At 39.2% G+C, this 21466-nt stretch carries 18 protein-coding genes; 16 read left to right on the top strand and 2 right to left on the bottom strand.

Annotated features, from left to right (window positions below; translation table 11 throughout):
- Positions 1–180: 180 nt before the first annotated feature.
- From FCI53_RS12465 to FCI53_RS12455, 3 genes are read left to right on the top strand one after another with little or no spacing between them, the layout of a single operon-like run.
- Positions 181–1722, top strand: a complete 1542-nt coding sequence (locus FCI53_RS12465; RefSeq protein WP_138419356.1) for an ABC transporter ATP-binding protein — start codon at positions 181–183, stop codon at positions 1720–1722.
- Complete coding sequence (locus FCI53_RS12460) at positions 1709–2758, top strand: ABC transporter permease (protein ID WP_138419354.1); 1050 nt, start codon at positions 1709–1711, stop codon at positions 2756–2758. Before FCI53_RS12465 ends, FCI53_RS12460 begins: the two co-directional genes overlap by 14 nt.
- The gene (locus FCI53_RS12455; RefSeq protein ID WP_138419352.1) at positions 2759–3712 is read left to right on the top strand and encodes an ABC transporter permease; all 954 of its coding nucleotides are present in this window, start codon (positions 2759–2761) and stop codon (positions 3710–3712) included.
- 187 nt (positions 3713–3899) lie between these two features.
- Here the strand turns inward: FCI53_RS12455 and FCI53_RS12450 are convergent, their stop codons facing one another.
- Entirely contained in the window at positions 3900–4739 is an 840-nt protein-coding gene (locus FCI53_RS12450) for an IclR family transcriptional regulator (RefSeq protein ID WP_138419350.1), read from the bottom strand.
- Positions 4740–4948: 209 nt separating this feature from the next.
- On the opposite strand from FCI53_RS12450, the gene FCI53_RS12445 reads away from it, so the two are divergent.
- The 6 genes from FCI53_RS12445 (at position 4949) to aroD (ending at position 11142) form a co-directional block, all read left to right on the top strand.
- Positions 4949–6412, top strand: a complete 1464-nt coding sequence (locus tag FCI53_RS12445) for an aldehyde dehydrogenase (RefSeq protein WP_138419348.1) — start codon at positions 4949–4951, stop codon at positions 6410–6412.
- A 19-nt stretch (positions 6413–6431) separates the two neighbouring features.
- Positions 6432–7220 (top strand): 2-keto-4-pentenoate hydratase, encoded by a 789-nt coding sequence (locus FCI53_RS12440; protein ID WP_138419346.1) that lies wholly within the window; start codon positions 6432–6434, stop codon positions 7218–7220.
- A gap of 27 nt (positions 7221–7247) precedes the next feature.
- Positions 7248–7439 (top strand): 4-oxalocrotonate tautomerase, encoded by a 192-nt coding sequence (locus tag FCI53_RS12435; protein WP_138419344.1) that lies wholly within the window; start codon positions 7248–7250, stop codon positions 7437–7439.
- A 226-nt stretch (positions 7440–7665) separates the two neighbouring features.
- On the top strand, positions 7666–8652 hold the full coding sequence (locus FCI53_RS12430; protein ID WP_138419342.1) for a catechol 2,3-dioxygenase: 987 nt from the start codon (positions 7666–7668) through the stop codon (positions 8650–8652).
- 430 nt (positions 8653–9082) lie between these two features.
- Positions 9083–9994 carry an FMN-binding protein gene (locus FCI53_RS12425; protein ID WP_138419340.1) on the top strand — a complete coding sequence of 304 codons (912 nt, stop codon included), beginning with the start codon at positions 9083–9085 and terminating at the stop codon, positions 9992–9994.
- 383 nt (positions 9995–10377) lie between these two features.
- Complete coding sequence (aroD, locus tag FCI53_RS12420; protein WP_138419338.1) at positions 10378–11142, top strand: type I 3-dehydroquinate dehydratase; 765 nt, start codon at positions 10378–10380, stop codon at positions 11140–11142.
- A gap of 231 nt (positions 11143–11373) precedes the next feature.
- On the opposite strand, the gene FCI53_RS12415 is transcribed toward aroD, so the two are convergent.
- Positions 11374–11931 (bottom strand): shikimate kinase, encoded by a 558-nt coding sequence (locus FCI53_RS12415; protein WP_425457178.1) that lies wholly within the window; start codon positions 11929–11931, stop codon positions 11374–11376.
- A gap of 309 nt (positions 11932–12240) precedes the next feature.
- Here FCI53_RS12415 and FCI53_RS12410 point away from each other — a divergent pair, with 309 nt between their 5' ends.
- From FCI53_RS12410 to FCI53_RS12385, 7 genes are all read left to right on the top strand, one after another.
- Positions 12241–13083, top strand: a complete 843-nt coding sequence (locus FCI53_RS12410) for an MBL fold metallo-hydrolase (RefSeq protein WP_138419336.1) — start codon at positions 12241–12243, stop codon at positions 13081–13083.
- 248 nt (positions 13084–13331) lie between these two features.
- Positions 13332–15212, top strand: coding sequence for a helix-turn-helix transcriptional regulator (locus FCI53_RS12405; RefSeq protein ID WP_246050097.1), 1881 nt, complete (start codon positions 13332–13334; stop codon positions 15210–15212).
- An 84-nt stretch (positions 15213–15296) separates the two neighbouring features.
- Complete coding sequence (locus FCI53_RS21900; protein ID WP_246050096.1) at positions 15297–15671, top strand: hypothetical protein; 375 nt, start codon at positions 15297–15299, stop codon at positions 15669–15671.
- A gap of 277 nt (positions 15672–15948) precedes the next feature.
- Entirely contained in the window at positions 15949–17370 is a 1422-nt protein-coding gene (locus tag FCI53_RS12400) for an MFS transporter (protein ID WP_138419334.1), read from the top strand.
- A gap of 63 nt (positions 17371–17433) precedes the next feature.
- Positions 17434–18615 (top strand): amidohydrolase, encoded by a 1182-nt coding sequence (locus FCI53_RS12395; RefSeq protein WP_138419332.1) that lies wholly within the window; start codon positions 17434–17436, stop codon positions 18613–18615.
- A gap of 496 nt (positions 18616–19111) precedes the next feature.
- Positions 19112–20173, top strand: a complete 1062-nt coding sequence (locus tag FCI53_RS12390) for an alpha/beta hydrolase (RefSeq protein WP_138419330.1) — start codon at positions 19112–19114, stop codon at positions 20171–20173.
- A gap of 139 nt (positions 20174–20312) precedes the next feature.
- Positions 20313–21281 (top strand): AEC family transporter, encoded by a 969-nt coding sequence (locus FCI53_RS12385; protein WP_138419328.1) that lies wholly within the window; start codon positions 20313–20315, stop codon positions 21279–21281.
- Positions 21282–21466: the final 185 nt, after the last annotated feature.

Genomic DNA, 21466 nt, shown 5'->3' with positions numbered 1-21466 from the left:
AAGCCTTCTTCCGTTGGTGATTTTTATTTAAGTGAAGTCTGAACAAATCAGGGTGAGAGCGAAAAGTTTACTTCCACTTAACCATATCGATTTCATTTTATTTCATGTTTTAAAAGTGGGAGTCTTACGGACGGTTGTACCGAAATAAATGCAAGTCTTATATAAAGAGGGTGAACAAACTTGGAGTATGCGATCGAAATGTTAAATATAAGGAAAGAGTTTCCCGGGATTGTTGCAAATGATAACATTACAATCCAATTGAAAAAAGGAGAGATTCATGCGCTGTTAGGTGAGAATGGCGCAGGAAAATCAACATTAATGAATGTATTGTTTGGTTTATATCAACCTGAAAAAGGTGAGATTCGTGTGAAAGACAAAACTGTTAACATAACGAATCCAAACATTGCCAATGATTTAGGAATTGGCATGGTCCATCAGCACTTTATGCTAGTCGAACCGTTTACAGTAACGCAAAATATCGTGTTAGGAAAAGAACCAACTAATAAATTTGCGATGATCGATATTGCCAAGGCAAGAAAAGAGATTCAAGCATTATCTGATCGCTATGGTCTAATGGTTGATCCAGACTCAAAAATAAGTGACATCTCAGTAGGGATGCAACAACGTGTCGAAATATTGAAAACACTGTATCGCGGTGCTGAAGTTTTAATTTTCGATGAACCAACGGCTGTTTTAACCCCGCAAGAGATTAGTGAATTAATGGACATTATGCAATCCCTTGTCCAAGAGGGAAAATCTATCATTCTAATCACACACAAATTGAAGGAAATAATGGAAGTTTGTGATAGATGTACGGTTATTCGTAAAGGTCAGGGGATTGGAACGGTCAATGTTTCCGACACCAATGTGACAGAACTCGCATCCTTGATGGTAGGTCGTGAAGTGAATTTTAAAACAGAGAAGAGTGAAGCCAAACCAGGGGATAACGTTCTTTCAATTGACAATCTATTTGTAAAAGATACTAGAAAAGTAGAGTTAGTCAAAGGGTTAAACTTAGACGTTCATGCAGGTGAAATAGTTGGTATAGCTGGTGTGGATGGAAACGGTCAGTCTGAACTGATTGAGGCAATCACCGGGTTAGCAAAAACAAGTTCGGGATCAATTAAGGTAAATAACAAAGAAATTTCCAATCTTTCTCCGAGGAAAATAACAGAAAGTGGTATAGGTCATATACCACAGGATCGCCATAAATATGGTCTCGTGTTAGATTACTCGATAGGTGAAAATATCGTTTTACAAACTTACTATAAGAAGCCGTACTCGAAAGCAAAAGTGTTAAATTATAATGAAATTTTTCGCAAAGCCAAGGATGTCATTAATGAGTATGATGTCCGTACGCCAAGTGCTTATACAAAAGCACGAGCGCTGTCTGGTGGAAATCAGCAGAAAGCGATCATTGGACGAGAAGTCGATCGTTCGCCAGATCTGCTTATTGCCGCTCAACCAACGCGTGGTCTTGATGTTGGAGCAATTGAATTCATTCATAAGAAGTTAATTGAAGAACGGGATAAAGGGAAAGCAATTCTCCTGGTCTCTTTCGAACTTGACGAGATTATGAATGTTAGTGACAGGATTGCTGTGATGTTTGATGGTAAGGTTGTCGCGAATGTAAAACCTGAAGAAACGACTGAACAGGAGCTTGGGCTGTTAATGGCTGGTAGTCAAGTGAAGGCAGGTGAGAATAGCCATGACCACGAATAATAAAATGTTTGGAATTTTGGTTCCTGTTATTTCCGTATTGCTTGGATTGATTGTAGGTGCCATCATTATGTTGAGTTCTGGCCATAATCCGATTAAGGGTTATGTCGCATTGTGGAATGGTGCATTTGGTGATATGTATACGCTAGGTGAAACGGTTAGGAGAACGACCCCATTAATTTTAACAGGGCTTGCTGTTGCTTTTGCTTTTAAAACGGGTCTCTTTAATATTGGTGCGGAAGGTCAAGTGATCGTTGGTTGGCTAGCTGCTGTATGGATTGGCTTAGTTGTTGATGCACCAATGATTATTCATTTGCCACTTGCTATCTTTACAGGAGCTCTTGCTGGTGGTCTGTGGGGATTTTTGCCAGGTTTATTAAAAGCAAAACTTGGTGTCCACGAAGTAATTGTAACGATTATGATGAATTACATTGCCTTGTACACGACAAATGAGATTATTAGAAGTGTCTTGACGGATCAAAAAACGACATCTGAAGCGATATCGGCGACAGCATCTTTAGCATCCGCTTGGTTACAAAGTTTGACATTTTACTCTAGAGTTCATTATGGCATTTTTATTGCTTTGTTTGCTGCTTTTATTATGTGGTTTATTATCCAACGTACGACATATGGATATGAACTAAAAGCAGTAGGTTTTAACCAACATGCTTCGAACTATTCAGGAATGAACGTTAGCAAGAATATCACATTGTCCATGGTTCTAGCTGGTGTGTTTGCTGGTCTAGCTGGTGCAATGGAAGGTCTTGGTACGTATGGTTCCATTTCTGTTATGTCAGGATTTACTAACCTTGGATTCGATGGGATTGCGGTGGCACTACTTGGGTCAAATCATGCATTTGGTGTAGTGTTGGCGGCTCTTTTATTTGGGGCATTAAAAGAAGGTGCGGGAGAAATGCCTACCTCAGCGGGAGTACCTACTGAGCTCGTGGATATCATTATCGCTCTCATTATCTTTTTCGTTGCTTCTAGTTACATGATTCGCTGGGCAATACTTCGCTTTAAAAAGGAGGAGAACTAAATGTTTGATGCTTTACAGTCCATTATTCCTACCGTTCTGTTCTATTCCGCACCTCTTATTTTAACAGCTTTAGGCGGAGTATTTAGTGAAAGATCCGGTGTTGTCAATATTGGATTAGAAGGACTTATGGTAATGGGTGCTTTTATAGGTATTGTTTTTAATCTTGCTTTTTCAGATGTATTTGGTTCCTGGACACCCTGGATATCTATCGTAGTCGCAACGATCATTGGAGCCATCTTCTCCATAATTCATGCAATAGCCTCTGTATCCTTTCACGCCAATCAAGTGGTTAGTGGTGTTGCGATCAACATGCTCGCTTTAGGAATAGGGGTTTATCTAACAAAAGTTTGGTATGGTAAAGGACAAACAGATATGGTGGATCAACCGTTCTATACAACTAGTATTCCAATGTTGTCTGATATTCCTATCATTGGTCCGATCTTCTTTGAAGGAATCTATGTCACGTCATATATTGCGATTGTTTTCGCTATTGTTGCATGGTTTGTCCTATACAAAACACCATTTGGATTACGTTTGCGAGCTGTTGGAGAGCATCCAATGGCAGCTGATACGAATGGGATTAAAGTAGTGAAAATGCGCTATATTGCCGTTATCCTGTCCGGTGCTTTCGGTGGATTGGGTGGATCCGTATTCGCCCTTACGATTGTTTCCAATTTTTCTCATGCAACCATTGTCGGACAAGGGTTTATGGCTTTAGCAGCAGTTATTTTTGGTAAATGGCATCCGCTTGGTGCAATGGGAGCTGCCTTGTTTTTCGGATTAGCTCAAAGCTTGAGTGTCGTTAGTGCGGGGATCCCACTACTAGAAAATATCCCACAGGTGTTCTTGTTAATCGCGCCTTATGTCCTAACCATTCTTGCCTTAGCAGGATTTATTGGACGTGCCGAGGCTCCACGAGCAAACGGAGAACCATATATTAAAGGAAGTAGGTAAAAGAATACATCCATCAGTGGAGATGCATTTAAAGGTGCTAGGCACCTTTAAATGCATCTTTCTTAATCTGTATATACTCCACCATCAACATGTTTTAGTGAACCAGTTTACGAATGATGTAGCTGTGCAGTAGCTCTACCAATACCACCATACCAGCTACCCCTTTGTCGTTTTCGTAATACTAACATTAGCGGTGCTTAAAGTACCGTTCATCATAGCCCAGTCGCTCTGAGGCATCTTTGGCAGCTGCAATAACCTTCTTGGCGAATTCCGGAATTTTATGATCCTTCATTCGCTGAATGGGTCCTACAACGGTAATTGCGCAGACGACTTTTCCGGTATAATCCCGTATTGGTGCTGCGACAGATTTCGTACCTTCTGTTAATTCTTCCGTACTTACCGCATAGTTTTGCCTACGAATGGTTTCCAGTTCTTGTCTTAATTGATTAGGGTTGGTAATACTATTTTCGGTATGGGCAACTAACCGACGATCAATTAATTCTTCCACGGCGTTCGTTTCGTTAAAAGCAAGCAATACCTTGCCTGAACTAGTACAGTAAGAGGGATTCCTTCTTCCTAAATGGGTTAAGATACGAACTGGATTATTACATTCTTCCTTATGAATGTAAATCGTGTCTAATCCATCCATGACCGCCAAGTGTGCCGTTTCCCCAGTATCGTTTACTAATTTATAAAGAACCGGAGCTGCTTCTTTATGGATTTCCAAATTGTTCGTTACAATTCCACCAAGGGTTAGGACATACATGCCTAATCGATACGCCCCAGTTTTATCATCTTTGATCACAAATCCTTCACTAGCAAGTGTGGAAAGCAGTCGACTAACTGTACTTTTGGCAAGGCCTAATGATTCAGAAAGCTCACTCACCTTTTTGGTTGGTTCAAATGTTGAGAAGCTTTTTAGAATTCGTAGTGCATTGCTAACAGAAGAAAGAGTTTGTGGTTTGCTCTTATTGTTTGCGATAAAAACACCTCCCCCTAAACTTTTTGGTTCTACATATAGGAACATTATCTATTAAGTAACCATAGCACATAAATAACCTTTTGATAACGCTTTCTTAATAATTTTTAGAAAATTTATTCAATTAATTTTTGATTTGTTGCATATAGAGGAACTGTGGCCTTTTTTTAAAATCTAAGAAAATTATAATGAAAGTGTACCGAAACAAGGGTAATTGTACGATACGACATGAACAATGGGAAAAGGAGGATTTAGTCATGCAGACTACCAAAATGAAACAAGACGTAAAACCAATAGATTGTTCCCATTATATTAATGGCAACTATGTCCCATCAAAGAATGGGCAAACATTTGAAAATATCAACCCAGCAACGGAAGAGGTTTTAGGTGTTGTAGCCCAAGGAGGCAAACAGGAAGTTGATCAAGCAGTAACAGCTGCAAGAAAAGCTCTGAAAGGTGAATGGGGGGACATGCCAATAAGACAACGTTCCGCTATTGTTCGTAAAATTGGTGACTTAATTTTAGAAAGAAAATCGGAATTAGCGACACTAGAAACGTTAGATACGGGGAAGCCGTTGTGGTTATCCAATAAAATTGATATTGAGCGTGCCGCCTATAATTTCCATTTCTTTGCCGATTATATGACTTCAGTTGGAACCGAATCTTACCAGCAAGATGATATTGCAATTCATTATGCTGTTCGTCGTCCGACAGGTGTGGTTGGGCTCATCAACCCGTGGAATCTACCATTATTACTAATGACATGGAAACTTGCGCCCGCACTAGCTGCAGGAAATGCCGTCGTCATGAAGCCGTCAGAAGAAACACCAATGACAGCTACCATTTTAGCTGAAATTTGTACGGAAGCGGGAGTGCCTGATGGCGTCGTCAATATGGTACACGGATTTGGCGAAACGGGAGCAGCTATTACGTCTCATGAGCAGGTGGACGCGATTGCTTTCACAGGGGAAACCATTACGGGGAGTGCCATTATGCAGTCGGCAGCACCAACGTTAAAGAAATTATCGTTTGAGCTTGGTGGCAAAAATCCAAACATCATATTTGCGGATGCGGACTTGGATGATGTGATCGAAACGACGATGAAATCTAGCTTCATTAATCAAGGGGAAGTGTGTCTTTGTGGTTCGAGAATTTATGTTGAACGCTCGATTTATGATCAATTTCTAGAACGGTTTGTGGAGAAAACAAAAGCATTAAAAGTAGGCGACCCATTTGATGAGACAACGAATGTTGGGGCATTAGTGAGTAAAGAACATTACCAAAAAGTACTCAGCTACTTAGATATTGCTAAGGAAGAAGGAGGTACATTCTTAACAGGTGGAAAGGCAAGTGATATGGAAAAGGGATTTTTCGTCGAGCCGACGATTATCACGGACTTAGGAAGAGAGTCAAGATGTGTGCGTGAGGAAATCTTTGGACCGGTTGTAACGGTTGTTCCTTTTGACACAGAAGAAGAAGTGCTTGAACAAGTAAATGATACGCACTATGGATTAAGTGCTAGCTTGTGGACTTCCGATATCAAGCGCGCCACAAGATTATCGGCACAAATTGAAGCAGGGATGGTTTGGGTCAATACGTGGTTCTTGCGCGATCTACGCACGCCATTCGGTGGCATGAAGCACAGCGGGATAGGTCGTGAAGGTGGTATGCATAGCTTTGATTTTTATTCCGAACTAACGAATGTAACAGTGAAACTCTAATGAGCTAGGTGGGAGATACATGGATAAAAAATTGATCAAACAGTTGGCTGATTATGTCCATCTTGCAGAAAAAGAAAAACGGGAAATTACTAAGATCACGGGTGAATTATATTCGGATCTATCTATTGAAGAAGCATATCTCGTCCAACAAGAATTAATCAGCCAAAAAATAGCAGAAGGCCAAAAAATAGTTGGACCAAAAATGGGCATTACAAGTGAAGCGAAAATGAAACAAATGAATGTGGATAATCCAATTTATGGATATGTGTTTGATGACATGATCGTTAATGAAGGGGATGCCATCACGATCACCGATTATATCCATCCAAAAGTAGAACCGGAGATAGGATTTGTGTTGTCTCGCGATCTTCAAGGGCCGAATGTGACAGCATTTGATGTCATGAGGGCGACAGAATATGTTTTTCCAGCCATTGAGATTATCGATAGTCGGTATGAAAACTTTAATTTTACCCTACCAGATGTAGTAGCAGATAATACATCGGCAGCTGGTGCTGTGTTTGGAAGGTCGTTAAAGAAACCCGAATCATTAGAACTTGATGTCGTAGGCGTTACCTTGACTATTAATGGCGAGATAAGATCGTTAGGAGCAGGTGCTGCGGTATTAGGTCATCCAGCTAATGCAATTGCAAGACTTGCCAATATGCTAAGTGAAAAAGGAGAAAAGGTAAAAGCCGGACAGCCAATCCTATCTGGTGGGATCACATCTGCAGTTCGACTAGAACCTGGTGACTATGTTTACGCTAAGTATGGGGGGCTCGGAGAAGTTTCGTTTTCTGTCCGTTCGTAAACTTAGACACGAAGAGAGGGGATAGCTATGCCACTTGTGAATATTCAAATTATTGAAGGACGATCTCAAGAAAAAATTGATAGATTGATGGAAAATGTGACAGAAACAGTTAGTCAATCGTTAGAAGCTCCAAAAGAAAATGTCCGTGTCGTCGTAACGGAAGTTCCAAAGACGCATTGGGCAATTGGTGGAGTAAGTGCTAAGAACTTAGGAAGGTAAAAGGCAAGAGGGGAATCTATCATTGGTTCTCCTTCTGATTTAAAATTTCCGAATTTTTGGAATTTAATTCTGTATAAGGGAAAATCAGCCTTGTCGATTAAGGGCAATTCGGTAAAATTTACAACTGGTGGTTTCTTCTCTTTTTTATATTTTTCACACTGTGAATGAACGCTTATTTGTAAGCGTTAACAATAAAGCTGTTTTAAAAAAATAGGAGGGATTTTTAATGGAAAAAGAATTAAAGAAGTTTGATGTTGCGCAGTTAGCTCACGTGGAGATGTTCACGCCAGATCCAGACGGAACGCTATGGTTTTTCAAAGAAATACTAGGTATGTCGGAAACGGCAAGAGAAGGACAGTCCGTCTACCTTCGTTCTTACGAAGACCATTACCATCATTCCTTAAAAGTAACAGAAAGAGACCAACCAGGTTTAGGTCATGTCAGTTGGAGAGCTAGTTCAAAAAACGCCCTCCATCGCCGGGTGAAAGATCTTGAACAGTCTGGTGCTGGAAAGGGCTGGATTGACGGTGATCTTGGTCATGGTGATGCCTATCAGTTCGTCACTCCGGATAATCATAATATGGAAATCCTTTGGGATGTAGAATATTTTCAACCAACAGAGAGTGAATTTTCGATTTTGAATAATCGCCCACAAAAACGTCCAACCAAAGGGGTGCCGGTTCGCCGAATTGACCATGTTAATTTGTTATCTAGTAATGTAACTAATAACAAAAACTTCATGTTAGATGAACTAGGATTTAACTTAAGAGAGCATGTAGTAAAAAATGATGGATCTGAAATCGGATCATGGTTAAGTGTTAGTCCATTGGTTCACGAACTTGCTTTCATGGGGGACCAAGGAACAGCTGAACAAGGATTAGGAAGACTCCATCACATTGCGTTTTGGTACGGGTTTCCTCAACATTTACATGATTTATCGGAAATCCTAACAGAAAATGGTATTAAAATTGAAGCAGGTCCATTAAAACATGGCGTATCCCAAGCAATGTGTATGTATGTGTTTGAACCAGGCGGTAATCGCATTGAACTATTTGGTGATTCTGGTTATCTCATCTTTGACCCGGATTGGAAACCAGTACGATGGACAGAAGACCAAGTAGAAGAAGCAATCATATTCTATGGAGCACCACTTCCAGACTCCTATTTCAAATACGGCACACCACTAGTAAACGCACCAAGCCCAACAAAATAGTGGGACATGGGGACAGGTTTACTGTCCCACATTCAACCGGGACAAAGGGACAGGTACTCTGTCCCACCATCTAGTAGATGACTGGGACAAGTGCCCTGTCCCTTTGTCCCAGTATTCAATATCTCTCTCCTCCTTTTAGTCACTTCAAATGTTTATTACTTCACATTTTTGTGCCTGTTTTCACATATTGGAAAAGGGAGTTGTCGTAAGGACACAAGCCTGCAGGAAATCGTTGAATCCACATAAATCGTACCCTTTCCCGTTATACTGTTATATAATAGTTGTCAACGAAAATATGAAAAAAATGGATAACAATTTGAAAAGATTGTGAAATAATAAACAATTTGTAGACCTATTAATCTTATTGTTATACAATCTATGTGAAGTAATTAACAAACTTTAATGTTATATGTTGAGGAGGAAAATGAGTATGAAAAAATGGTTGACTTTAGTTTTAGCAGGAATTGTTTCTTTATTTTTGATCACTGGTTGTGGGTCTGATAATGAAGCGAGTGGAACAGAACCAACAAATGATACAGAAGAACCAGCAACCAACTCAGAAGAACCAGCGAGTGATTTAGAAGTTGGTAATTATGAAGATGGCATTTACTTTGCGCAAGAAGATGGGTTTAGTGACAGTGGTTGGAAATATACTGCTACTTTAGAAGTAGAATCTGGTGAAATCGTTTCCGCTGACTGGAATGGAGCAAATATAGCTGGTGGGGATGATAAAGATACCGTCTCAGCTAATGGTGAATATGGAATGGTAGAAAATGGTGATGCCCAAGCAAGGTGGCACGAGCAGGCAGAACTAGCAGAAGAATACTTATTAGAAATTCAAGACCCGACTGCAATTGAGTACACAAGTGATGAGGGACATACCGATGCAATCTCAGGTGTATCGATTCACGTGGTAGAATTTTTTGATTTAGCAGAACAAGCGTTAGCAAATGGCCCTGTAGAGAAAGGTCCTTACGCCGATGGTGGCTATTATGCAGAAGAAGCGGATTTCGGTGATAGCGGCTGGAAGTATACGGCTTCTCTAACTGTCATCAATGGTAATATTGTTGCCGCTGACTGGAATGGTGTTCATGAAGATGGCGGAGATGACAAAGATACCGTCTCAGCTAATGGTGAATATGGAATGGTAGAAAATGGTGATGCCCAAGCAAGATGGCACGAGCAAGCAGAACTAGCGGAAGAATACCTATTAGAAGTCCAAGATCCAACTGCAATTGAGTATTCAAGTGATGAAGGACATACGGACGCAATCTCAGGTGTATCGATTCACGTTGTTGAATTCTTTGACTTAGCAGAACAAGCGCTGGCAGACGCTAAATAAAAAGTATTACGTTTAAGGGATCAGGCATTCCAAAAGGACAGTTGTCTTTTTGATGTGCGGATCCCTTTTTCTATCGGTAAATCGAATGCGATTTTTATTACAATCTAATGATCTTTGGAGAGGAAAATGGAAGCATTGGTCAATCTCACCAAAGGATTCAGCTTTATACTCTTTGTCTAATTTTTTTAGAAGTTAGCGATGTTTCTAGTTATGAAGAGCTTCTCAATTCCCTGCATTCCAATATCATTTTATCGAATTCGTTTTTCAATGTTTGGTAGTATGAAGCAATAGAGTTGAAGAAGTAAAGACAAATATATCATAATGATAGAAAACATTGCAGTTATTGGTATATCTTAAAAATAACTCACAAGGAGAAGCGTAGAATGATTAAGCCAGTAAAAGTTAGAGATGTCCATATTGGTGAAGGAATACCAAAGGTTTGTATTCCAATGGTTGGTAAAACGGTTCAACAATTAATCGAGGAAGCTACTTTTCTAAAAACGTTAGAATTCGATGTTGTAGAATGGCGTGTTGATTTTTTTGAATATGTAGAAGATATTACAAAGGTAAAAGAAGCACTAAAGGAGATACGCCAGCTATTACCGCAAACACCGCTGATCTTTACTTTCCGTAGTTCTAAAGAGGGTGGAGAGAAAGCACTATCTGCTCAACATTATGTGAAATTGAACAGGGAAATGGTAGAAACAGGGAAAATTGACATGATTGACGTAGAACTGTTTCAGGGTGAAACCGATGTAAAAGAATTGATTGAATCAGCACATGAAAATAATGTGTTTGTTATTATTTCCAATCATGACTTTAACAAAACGCCAGAAAAGGAGGAAATTGTATCTAGATTGCGAAAAGCGCAGGAATTAGGAGGCGACTTACCGAAAATTGCAGTTATGCCAACAAATACTGCTGATGTATTGACATTATTAGATGCAACAAGAGAAATGAACGAGCAATATGCGGATAGGCCAATTATTACGATGTCGATGTCTGGTAAAGGCGTGATTAGCCGTTTGGCAGGCGAAGTTTTTGGTTCAGCTTTAACGTTTGGGGCAGCAAAAAAGGCTTCTGCACCAGGGCAAGTGGCAGCTACTGAACTAAAAAGTACGATGAACCTTTTGCATCGCAATCTTTAATCTGCAAAGTTTTGATAAACTGTTTATTCGATCTCTTAATGCAAAGTCATAGAGGTGATCTATACGGGTATCACACGTACCTGGCAGTAAGCCCCCACTTCAATCTACCAGGGAAATTAGTGGTGTGGCGGGATGCCAGTGAATGTCCGATTCTAACCAACTAACAATCAGTCGGGGGATGAAGACCCCCCACTGATATAAATCTCACTTTATGGATGGGAGCCTCCTGAATTAATGATTCGGCTCATAAATATCCCATGCTGTTTTAAGTGAATCAACCAAAAAGTCAGAAACTTCTTCTACATCGAGGTGGTCCGTCACTACTTTTGAATGATGTTCTTCATAGATTGGCGAACGTTCATCGAAAAGTTTTTTCATGTCTTCGCTATTTTTTCCTTGCAGAACAGGGCGGCTTTCGATGAGAATATTGGCTCTTTCTTTCCAAAATTCCCATGATAAATCAAGGTAAATCACAATACATTTGGATAAGCAAACTTGTCTAATTTCTTCTTGTAAAAACGCGCCACCACCTACAGAAATGATTTTTAGCCGTTGATTACAAAGGTTTGTAATGATTTCCTTCTCTTTTTGTCGAAACGCCTTTTCACCGTAGGTTTGGAAAATTTTGGTGGGAGGCATTTGAAATGCATCTTCAATTTCTTGATCGGTGTCAATAAAATCTCTAAATAATTTTTTGGCGACCGATTTTCCAATTGTTGTTTTCCCAACCCCCATAAATCCAATAAGAATAATACTTTTTTCTCTTAGTGGAACGTAATCCATCTTCATAATGCAAGCCTCATTCCCAATAATTATTATAAAATTCAGTATAAGCAATAATCGACATGCTGTAAAATGATTTTGTTATCATTAAGTGGTTATAAGCTGCTTGATTATTCAGCTTAAAGTCGTCGAATATTATTTTTATAGCTAGTGAGGCATAATGACTGTGGGGGCGAGTTGAACAAGTGCGCGCAACGCTAAGAGGAGTTCTAATATACGATTCATGCGTAGTAGGTAAGTAAATGGTACAATTTGTAAGATGTTCTACAAAAGATAAGTGTATCTTTAGTTAAAAATAAGAAAGTAGGTCTTTTTATGTTGGAAAAATTGACAAACAGGGTCCGTTATCTGCCCCATTATTCAGAAACAGATCGGCCCACATTAGGGGTAGTTTGTGGGGATACGTATAGCTTGATTGTGGATGCTGGTAATTCACCTGCACATGCAAGAGATTTTCTTCATTTGGTGAAACAGATCGATATAGCACCGGTGAATTTTTTAGTCATCACCCATTGGCATTGGGATCATATTTTTGGTATCAAAACGATGGATTTTGTAACGATCAGTCATGAAGATACGAAGAAGCAAATTGATTATATGAAAACTCTTCAGTGGGATGATGCTTCATTAGATAAGCGTGTCGAAACTGGTGAAGAAATTGAATTTTGTAGGGATATGATAAAGCGCGAACTGCCTGTTCGTGATGATTTGGAGTTGAAATCGCCAGACGTAACATTTAATGATCGAATGGAGATTGATTTAGGTGGCATTACTTGTGTGATTGAGCATGTTGGAGGAGTCCATGCGCCAGATTCATCGATAATTTATATTTCAGAAGAAAAGATTATGTTTCTCGGAGATTGTATTTATCAAGATTTTTATAGTGGTGAGTGGAGTTACGACCTGAACGAACTGCGCCTTCTAATCGATAAAATAAGAAAGTACGAAGTGAACTACTATGTCACAGGTCATCAAACTCCCAAGACACATGAAGACATGTGGAGTTTTTTCGATGAGTTACTAACTATTGGGGATATTGTCGGCGATGAAGATTCATTTGAAAAAGCGATGACGAAATTTAAAGAAATACGAAAAACAACGCCAAATGAAGAACAAATCGAATTCATCCAAAACTTTGTCAGCGGTAACCAAAAGTAGGGACACGGGGACAGGGCCTCTGTCCCACCCACAGTGGGACAAGTGCCCTGTCCCCGTGTCCCAACTATGTTGTATAATAGAGCGGGACAGTGGGACAGGTTCTCTGTCCCGCCTGGTAAATTAGTGACGAGAGAGCGGGCAGGTCCCAGCTCCCAAGCCCTGGGGGAATCTTTTAAACTGGACATATTAAAACGAAAAGTGGGACAAGCCCCCTGTCCCCGTGTCCCACATGAGGAAGAGGATGGTTTATGCCACAAATGAATGATTTTACGATTAGTTTACAGGAAATTAAGTTTTTAGCGCCAAAGTTAAATCGTGGGCTTCAATTGGTTATGGTTATAGCTGGGGAAATAGTTGTGGAAACCAATAGCCATTATTACTCTTTGGAAGAGAAGGACTTACTAATCATTAATCGAAATGAGCTTTATCAGATTAGTGGTAGCGATCATAATAGAGTGTTAATTATTACGATTGAAGACGACTATATGGTTCGAAATTACACCGCCTATCGTAATAGTCGGTTTGAATGTTATTCGAAAGAAGTCGACGTAGGACGGGAACAGCTAGTGAAAACAATACGAAAATTGCTAGCGGAGACACTGATCTCCTACTATCGAAAAGATGATAGTTATAGAATAGAAATTCTTTCCTTTATTAATCGAATTTTACTTATTTTAATTCGAAGGTTTAAACAAAAATCAAGTAGGCTGGCAAACATTAATATAAATGACCACCGGTTAACGCAAATCATTACCTTTATAGAAGAAAACTATAACGAGCCAATCACATTAGAAGAAACTGCAAGCAAATTTTACCTTTCTGCGGGGTATTTATCTAGATATTTTAAAGATAATATGGAGATTGGATTTACTCGGTTTTTAATGAAAGTAAGGCTGGAACACGCGGTTAAAGATTTGCTCTACACCTCAAACACGATTGAGCGGATCGCAATGAATAATGGGTTTCCAAGTGCCAAGTCCTTTGCGAAATTATTTAAAGATACTTATCAGCAAACACCCAAAACGTATCGAAAAGACCATCAGCATAAGCAAGAAGATAAAGTGAAAGTTTACCGATATGATGATGACAGTCAAGATATCAAACCACGAGAAATCGTAGAAAAATTACGGATTTTCCTTGAAGAGGAAATCACCGAATCCTACGATAATACCGAGTGGCTGTCAGAGGAATTAACAATTGATGTATCGCAGACCGAATCCAATAAAATTGTTCGTCCATGGCATAATCTTTGGATTGGTGAATTGAGAGAAGCTCTAAAAGAAGGCGTGAGATCTCAACTATTAATGGCAAGGAAAGATATCGGTCTTGACTATGTTGGGGTATCTAGACTGATTCATGGTAATACCATTATTCCCCACACCGAAACGGATGAAATTATTGCTTCAACTTCGCCTTACTATAATGCAGATTTTGCATTGAACTTTATCCATAAACATGGTTTTTCCTTATTTGTACGGGTGGATTTCCGAGAAATTTCAGAAGATGAGGAGCATTATTTCAAGGAATTAGAGTTATTTTTGAACCATTGCTTAAATGTTTATGGAAGTACCTTTCTAAAGTCATGGTATTTTATGTTCTATGAACCTTTTGTAACGGCGGTAAGCGAAAAAGAAATGTGCAGGGTTTATAAAAAGTTATATAAAATCCTAAAGCAAATCTTACCTTCCTTTCAAGTAGGACTATTTTTGCCATTTTCGTTTGAAGAAGAACGCACAAGTCAGCATCATCAATGGATGGTGGACAGTGATGTATCAGTTGACTTCGTTGGTTATGAGGCCAATCAAAACGATGTGATCGATTTTAAAAACCTTGATGATGAACCTTTTGCCTATGCTGCAAACTATATGAAGGAAAAAACAGAGAAGTTAAAAAAGTTCTTAAGAAAGCATCAGATGGAAAAACCTGTTCATCTGATTAGCTGGAACACACTTACTGGCAATACTCGATTTACAAATGGGACGTTCTTCCGCGGCGCATTAGTATTTAGAAATGCATTAGAAATAGCAAGTGATGTAGAGTCGCTAGGTTTTTGGATCAACACGGAACAGCATGAGAAAAAAGGAAAGAATAATGAAATCCCTCTAGAAGGGATGGAGCTTTATCATTAGTTCAATGGAAAAAGACCAGCTTACTTTGCGATGCAATTTTTGAAAAATATGAACGGTGAGATTATCACAATAGGAGAACAATATGTGATGACGAGAAATGATAGGGGCTATCAGCTTATTTTGTTGAATTGTAATTATGTCAATCCTTACTATTCAACAGAAGAAACCTTTTTGAAGAAGTTAAACAAAGATCTCCATGTCACTCTCACAAATCTTGAACCTGGTAACTATCAAGTTCGAAAACGAATTTTTGATAAGGATAATGGTGCACTATATAAAAAATGGTGGGACTTGAATAGTGAACATGGCATGGATGAGGAAGTAATCCAATACATCATTCAAACGAGCCGACCATCTTTAGAGTTGTTTGATATGACGTTTGATACGGAATGGTCGTTCTACTCCTATTTATCCCTTAATGCCATTCATTTCTTTGATATTCGAAAAATGAATCGATGATTTTCGGCAATTAGCAATCAAACGCATCAATGTGTAATAACATTGATGCGTTTTTGTGTTAGAAGTACATGTTGTCTCACTTTTAAAACCTCCAGTCCACAATTTTTTTTGTAAAAAAATAACGGTTTATTTTTCACCCGTAAATTATGAAATGAAAAATAGTGACAAAGTAGTTAGCGATGAAGTGAAATAATAGCTTATTCCTAATCTAAAATATAAGTAAAATAAGGTTATAGTTAAGTTTGTTAACTATTGAACAAAGTAGAGGAGGATGAAAATGGAAGCTACAGCTTATAAGGGTACAAATAAGATGATTACTGGTATTGTATTTGGTGTTATTACGTTTTGGTTATTTGCCCAAGCAATGGTAAACATTGTTCCAGCAGTTCAAGAAGATTTAGGTGTTGAATTAGGTGTGTTAAATATCGCGATTAGTTTAACATCTCTATTTTCAGGGCTATTTATCGTGGTTGCTGGTGGATTAGCGGATAGAATTGGAAGGAAGAAATTTACCAATATTGGTTTGATTTTAAGTGTGATCGGTTCATTAGCACTTGTGTTAGCCCAAGGTGCGCCACTATTAATTATTGGCCGTGTCTTACAAGGACTATCAGCTGCATTTGTTATGCCAGCAACAATTGCCTTAATGAAAGAATACTTTGAAGGTGCGGAAAGACAGCGTGCACTAAGCTATTGGTCAATTGGTTCATGGGGAGGATCTGGTCTTACTTCCTTTGCCGGTGGTGCTATTGCAACGTCAATGGGTTGGAAATGGATTTTCGTCTTTTCAATTATTTTCGCTTTATTAGGAATGTGGCTCATTCGTGAAGTGCCTGAAAGTAAAGCGAAAGTGACTGGTAAATTTAAATTTGATTTTGGTGGTTTAGCAATCTTTATTGTAACGATGCTTGCGATTAACATCTTGATTACGCAAGGAGCAGACTTTGGGTGGACAAGTGTTGCATCGCTTTCGTTAGCTGCTATATCTGTTGTCGGTGTGATTGTCTTTGTTCGTTATGAAGGTAAACGAAAAAATGCACTAATTGACTTTAATTTATTTAAAAACAAGCCATATACAGGGGCGACAATTTCGAATTTCCTATTAAATGCAGTTGCAGGTACGTTAATTGTTGCGAATACGTATGTACAAGTAGGACGCGGTTTTTCTTCGTTTCAATCTGGATTGTTATCGATTGGTTATTTAGTCGTTATCCTTATTATGATTCGTATCGGGGAAAAACTCATGCAACGTGTTGGTGCTAAAAAACCAATGGTCTGGGGAGCACTAGCTACTTTAATCGGGGTAGCATTAATGGGTCTAACGTTCTTACCAAACTTGATGTATACGGTTATGGTCATTATTGGTTTCATGTTATTTGGTTTAGGTCTAGGAATGTATGCAACGCCTTCAACAGATACAGCTGTTTCTGCGTCGCCAGATGATAAAGTAGGGGAAGCTTCCGGGATTTACAAAATGGCGAGTTCTCTAGGAAACGCTTTTGGTGTAGCTATTTCAGCTACTGTTTATAGTACGGTTGCTATGGTAAGTTCTGTTCATGTTTCTGCAACTGTCGGAATTATTGTCAATGTCATTTTTGCGGCCTTGTCCTTAATCTCGATCCTAGTATTTGTTCCAAACCATGAGGGAGATGTAGAAGTTTCAAAAACAACGAAGAAATCAGCGCAAAAGGCAGGGTAACAGTCGGATAGGCGCTTTGTTGTGCCTATCCTTAAAAATTGGAATCAGAAGGGAGCATATGTAATGAAGGAAAAATTAATGAACATGTTGGAGAAGCGTGAAAGTGAAATGGTTGCTATTCGTCGTTATTTACACCAGCATCCTGAGCTTTCTTTTAAAGAAGAAAAAACAGCAGCATACATTGCCGATTTTTATAAGGGCAAAGATGTCGAAATCGAAACAAATGTAGGGAACGGCCACGGCATAATTGTCACGATAAAAGGTGCCTCACCTGGCAAAACAATTGGACTTCGTGCGGATTTTGATGCATTGCCAATTAATGAGGAAACAGATTTAGAATTTAAGTCAAGTAATGACGGCGTAATGCATGCATGCGGTCATGATGCCCATACAGCTTATTTACTAATACTAGCTGACTGTCTGATCCAATTAAAAGATGAATGGAACGGTACAATTAAAATTATTCATCAACATGCAGAAGAAGAACCACCTGGTGGTGCAAAAAGTATCATGGAAACAGGTAAACTAGATGATTTGGATGCGATTTTTGGTATCCATGTGTTACCAATGGCTCCAGCAGGAACAGTTGGCTATCATAGTGGCTATTCTTTCAATGGTCGTACGTACTTTAAATTAAAGATTCAAGCAAGTGGTGGGCATGGCTCATCTCCGCATAAAGCAAATGATGCGATTGTTGCAGGTTCTTATTTTGTCACTGCAGTACAAACGGTTGTTAGTCGTAGGGTGAATCCTTTTGATGCGGGTGTCGTAACGATTGGTTCCTTTGATGGAAAAGGTAGCTTTAATGTGATTAAAGATAGCATCGAAATTGAAGGGGATATCCGTTATTCCAATGACGCGACACAAGAAGTGATTGATCGAGAAGTTCATCGAATTGTTAAGGGATTGGAAGAAATGTACGGTGTAACTTGTGAACTTACTTATGTACCGGACTATCCACCGCTATATAATGATCCAGCACTGACCGATTTCGTTGCAGAGACATTAAGTCAAGCGGACGATCATCATATTAAAGAGGTAAAAGAATTTCCTAAAATGTCACCATCTGATGATTTTGCATATTATCTAGAAAAGATACCGGGATCGTATTTCTATGTCGGATGTACACCAAAAGGGGTGGAAGAACCATACTTCAACCACCATCCAAAATTCGATCTCGATGAAGACGCCATCCTAGTAGCAGCCAAATCAGTCGGCCACGTCATATGTAACTATTTGAAATAATGGGACACGGGGACAGGTTCACTGTCCCAAGGTGGGACATGGGGACAGGTCCACTGTCCCACTATCCAATCCCTTATCCCCCTCTCCTCCATTTCTCCTAATGTGACTTTTTTTATTTATCCCTTGCAACCGTCCGTAAGACTTCCACAACAACATGAAATGAACTGGAGATGTTTAAGTAGGAGTAAACTTTCGCTTTCCCCCCTGATTCGTCCAAGGGTCTGTGGCTCATTGTGTACTAGAACCTCAGCGCGATGAACTACGGAATGAATTTACACCTGATTGATTCGAGACAAACCACCGAGAAAATTGATGTTATTGGGACATGGGGACAGACACTCTGTCCCGCCATTTCCACTGAATGATGGGACAACAAACCTGTCCCCATGTCCCACCACCCCCATGTCCCTCAAAAAAATAGTATCTTTGTGTGTTTTTTTTGTAAATTGGTACAAATTACGAATAGGGCATGACTACAGAAGAAGGGGACATCTAAGTGGAAAACAACGATAGTGTTCATCAACGAAAAATCCTTTTATTCATACAAGTAGCAGCCATTTGTTTGATAGGGATCGTCGCTTTTATGTTTATGATTATAGCAATTACACCACTACCGGTCATAAGTGCATTGCAAAAGGGAAAGATGGATGGTGAAATAAACTCCTATCAACCAAAGTCGGCGCCAATAGAAAAGACATTATCAGATGGTACGACCTATATATCGGAAATTGCTTATGGGGAAAATTATCCGAACAGTTATTTAGATCTTTACCTAACAAAGGATGATACGGAAACTTGTCCCCCCACTTTTTTCTATGTTCATGGTGGAGCATATGCATGGGGCGACAAGGTGGAAGGGGATCCACTAGCAGATAATTCCCAAGGATATTTAAGGCGTTTGGTAAAGAATGGATTTAATGTAGTAAGCATGGACTATGCGTTAACTCCTGATTATCTTTATCCAACGCCTATATACCAAATTGATCAAGCAATAAATTTTTTACAGCAATCTAGTCATCAATATGGTTTAGATATGGACACAATTGTATTTGCTGGAGCAAGTGCTGGTGGGCAGCTAGTCGGACAATATGTAAATATTCAAACGAATCCCAATTATGCTGAATCAATGGGAATGAGTCCCTCTTTAACAAAAGAAGCAATCAAAGCAGTAATATTCAACTCCGCACTGCTTGATGCTTCTCGTTTTGATAAGACTGGAAACTTGTTAAAAGATATTAAATTCCGATTCCTAGGCGAACTTTATTTTGATACAGATGATTTAAAAAATAGTGATCAAGTGGAACAATCAAATGTTATCACTCATATGAATTCAGATTTTCCCCCATCTTTTATAACGGATGGAAATACAGCAACCTTTACCGATCAAGCAGAAGACTTAGCAAACCATATGACCGAATTAAGCATCCCCCACGTTCTAAATTTGTATGATAAAAATGAGGCGGAACTTAGGCATAGATATGAAAGATCACTAAATAATAAATATGCCAAAGAAAATTTTGAAAAAATGCTCAAGTTTCTAAACACCTATGTCGAATAAGGAGTGGGACACGGGGACAGGTTCTCTGTCCCACTAGATAAGGTGTTTATTGCTACAAATCTATTAAACTTTTATACTGAGAGGGACATAGGGACAGGTTTTCTGTCCCTAATGACTGAGAAAAAAATGGGGGATAGTGATGGTTTTATTTGAAGTAATTATTCCGATTTTTGCTATCATGTTATGTGGTTTTTTAGCAGGGAGGCTTGCATTATTACCGTCAAATGGGGGATCCTCGCTAAATTATTTTGTTTATTATTTTGCACTTCCAGCCTTACTATTTTCTTCCATTTCAACGGCACCTGTCGATCAAATTATAAATGTAAACTTTATTTTGGCTAATTTATTTACTGTATTGGATTGTTTTGCTTTAACGGTATTATTATTTAAGGTTATTTTTAAAAAACGGTTTCCAGAATTAAGCATGTATGCGATGATTACCACCTATGGGAACACGGGATTTTTAGGTATTCCATTGTTAGTCGCAGCCTTTGGGCAAGATGCAGCGGTACCGGCTGCGATTGTTACATTTATTTATGATCTAACCATCGTAACGTTGGTTGTTTTGACATTTGAACTCAAAAAGGTTGCGGTGGAGGAACATAACTCGCAAGCAAAGTTTTTGCCTATGGTTGGCTGGATTGTAAAATCGATTGTATTAAATCCGATTAATGCTTCGTTATTATTAGGAGTTACTGTAGCTATTTTTCAACTATCACTTCCCGAACCGATTTATGTATTTACCGATGTTCTGGGTCCTGCTGCAGGTCCAACCGCCTTGTTCGCCTTAGGACTAGGATTAACGGGTGAACGGAATATTTTAAAGGGAAAAAATTACAGGTTTTCAGAATTTATGACACTACTAAGTTTGAAATTAATCATCCTACCATTGGTGGCTGCTTACTTCGTATATATTGTATTTCCGCTTGAAGATAATTTGTGGGCCATGGCCGTTATTATTTTATCAGCTATGCCAACGGGAGCGGTTGTCAACGTGTTTGCTGATAAATATCAAACATTGGTGAAGCAAGCTCCATTATACATACTTGCCACCACCATAATCTCCATTATTACCATCTCCATCATTCTCATTATCATAGTGGGCTAAGGTGGGACAGAGGGACAGGGCACTTGTCCCGGTCAAAGTGAAAATGGAAAAGGTATTTCAGCTCGATAGCCAGTAAGTAGGAAGAGGAAGTTACATTGTATCTGAGGAGATGTCCTTCGTTTATGGAACAGTACGTGGGGTGGGACAGTAAACCTGTCCCCATGTCCCACTAATGAAAAGGAGTG

The organism is Aquibacillus sediminis (assembly GCF_005870085.1).
Lineage (GTDB): Bacteria > Bacillota > Bacilli > Bacillales > Amphibacillaceae > Aquibacillus_E > Aquibacillus_E sediminis.
The sequence above is the reverse complement of the archived record's forward strand: the minus strand, read 5'-3'. Positions and strand labels throughout refer to the sequence as shown.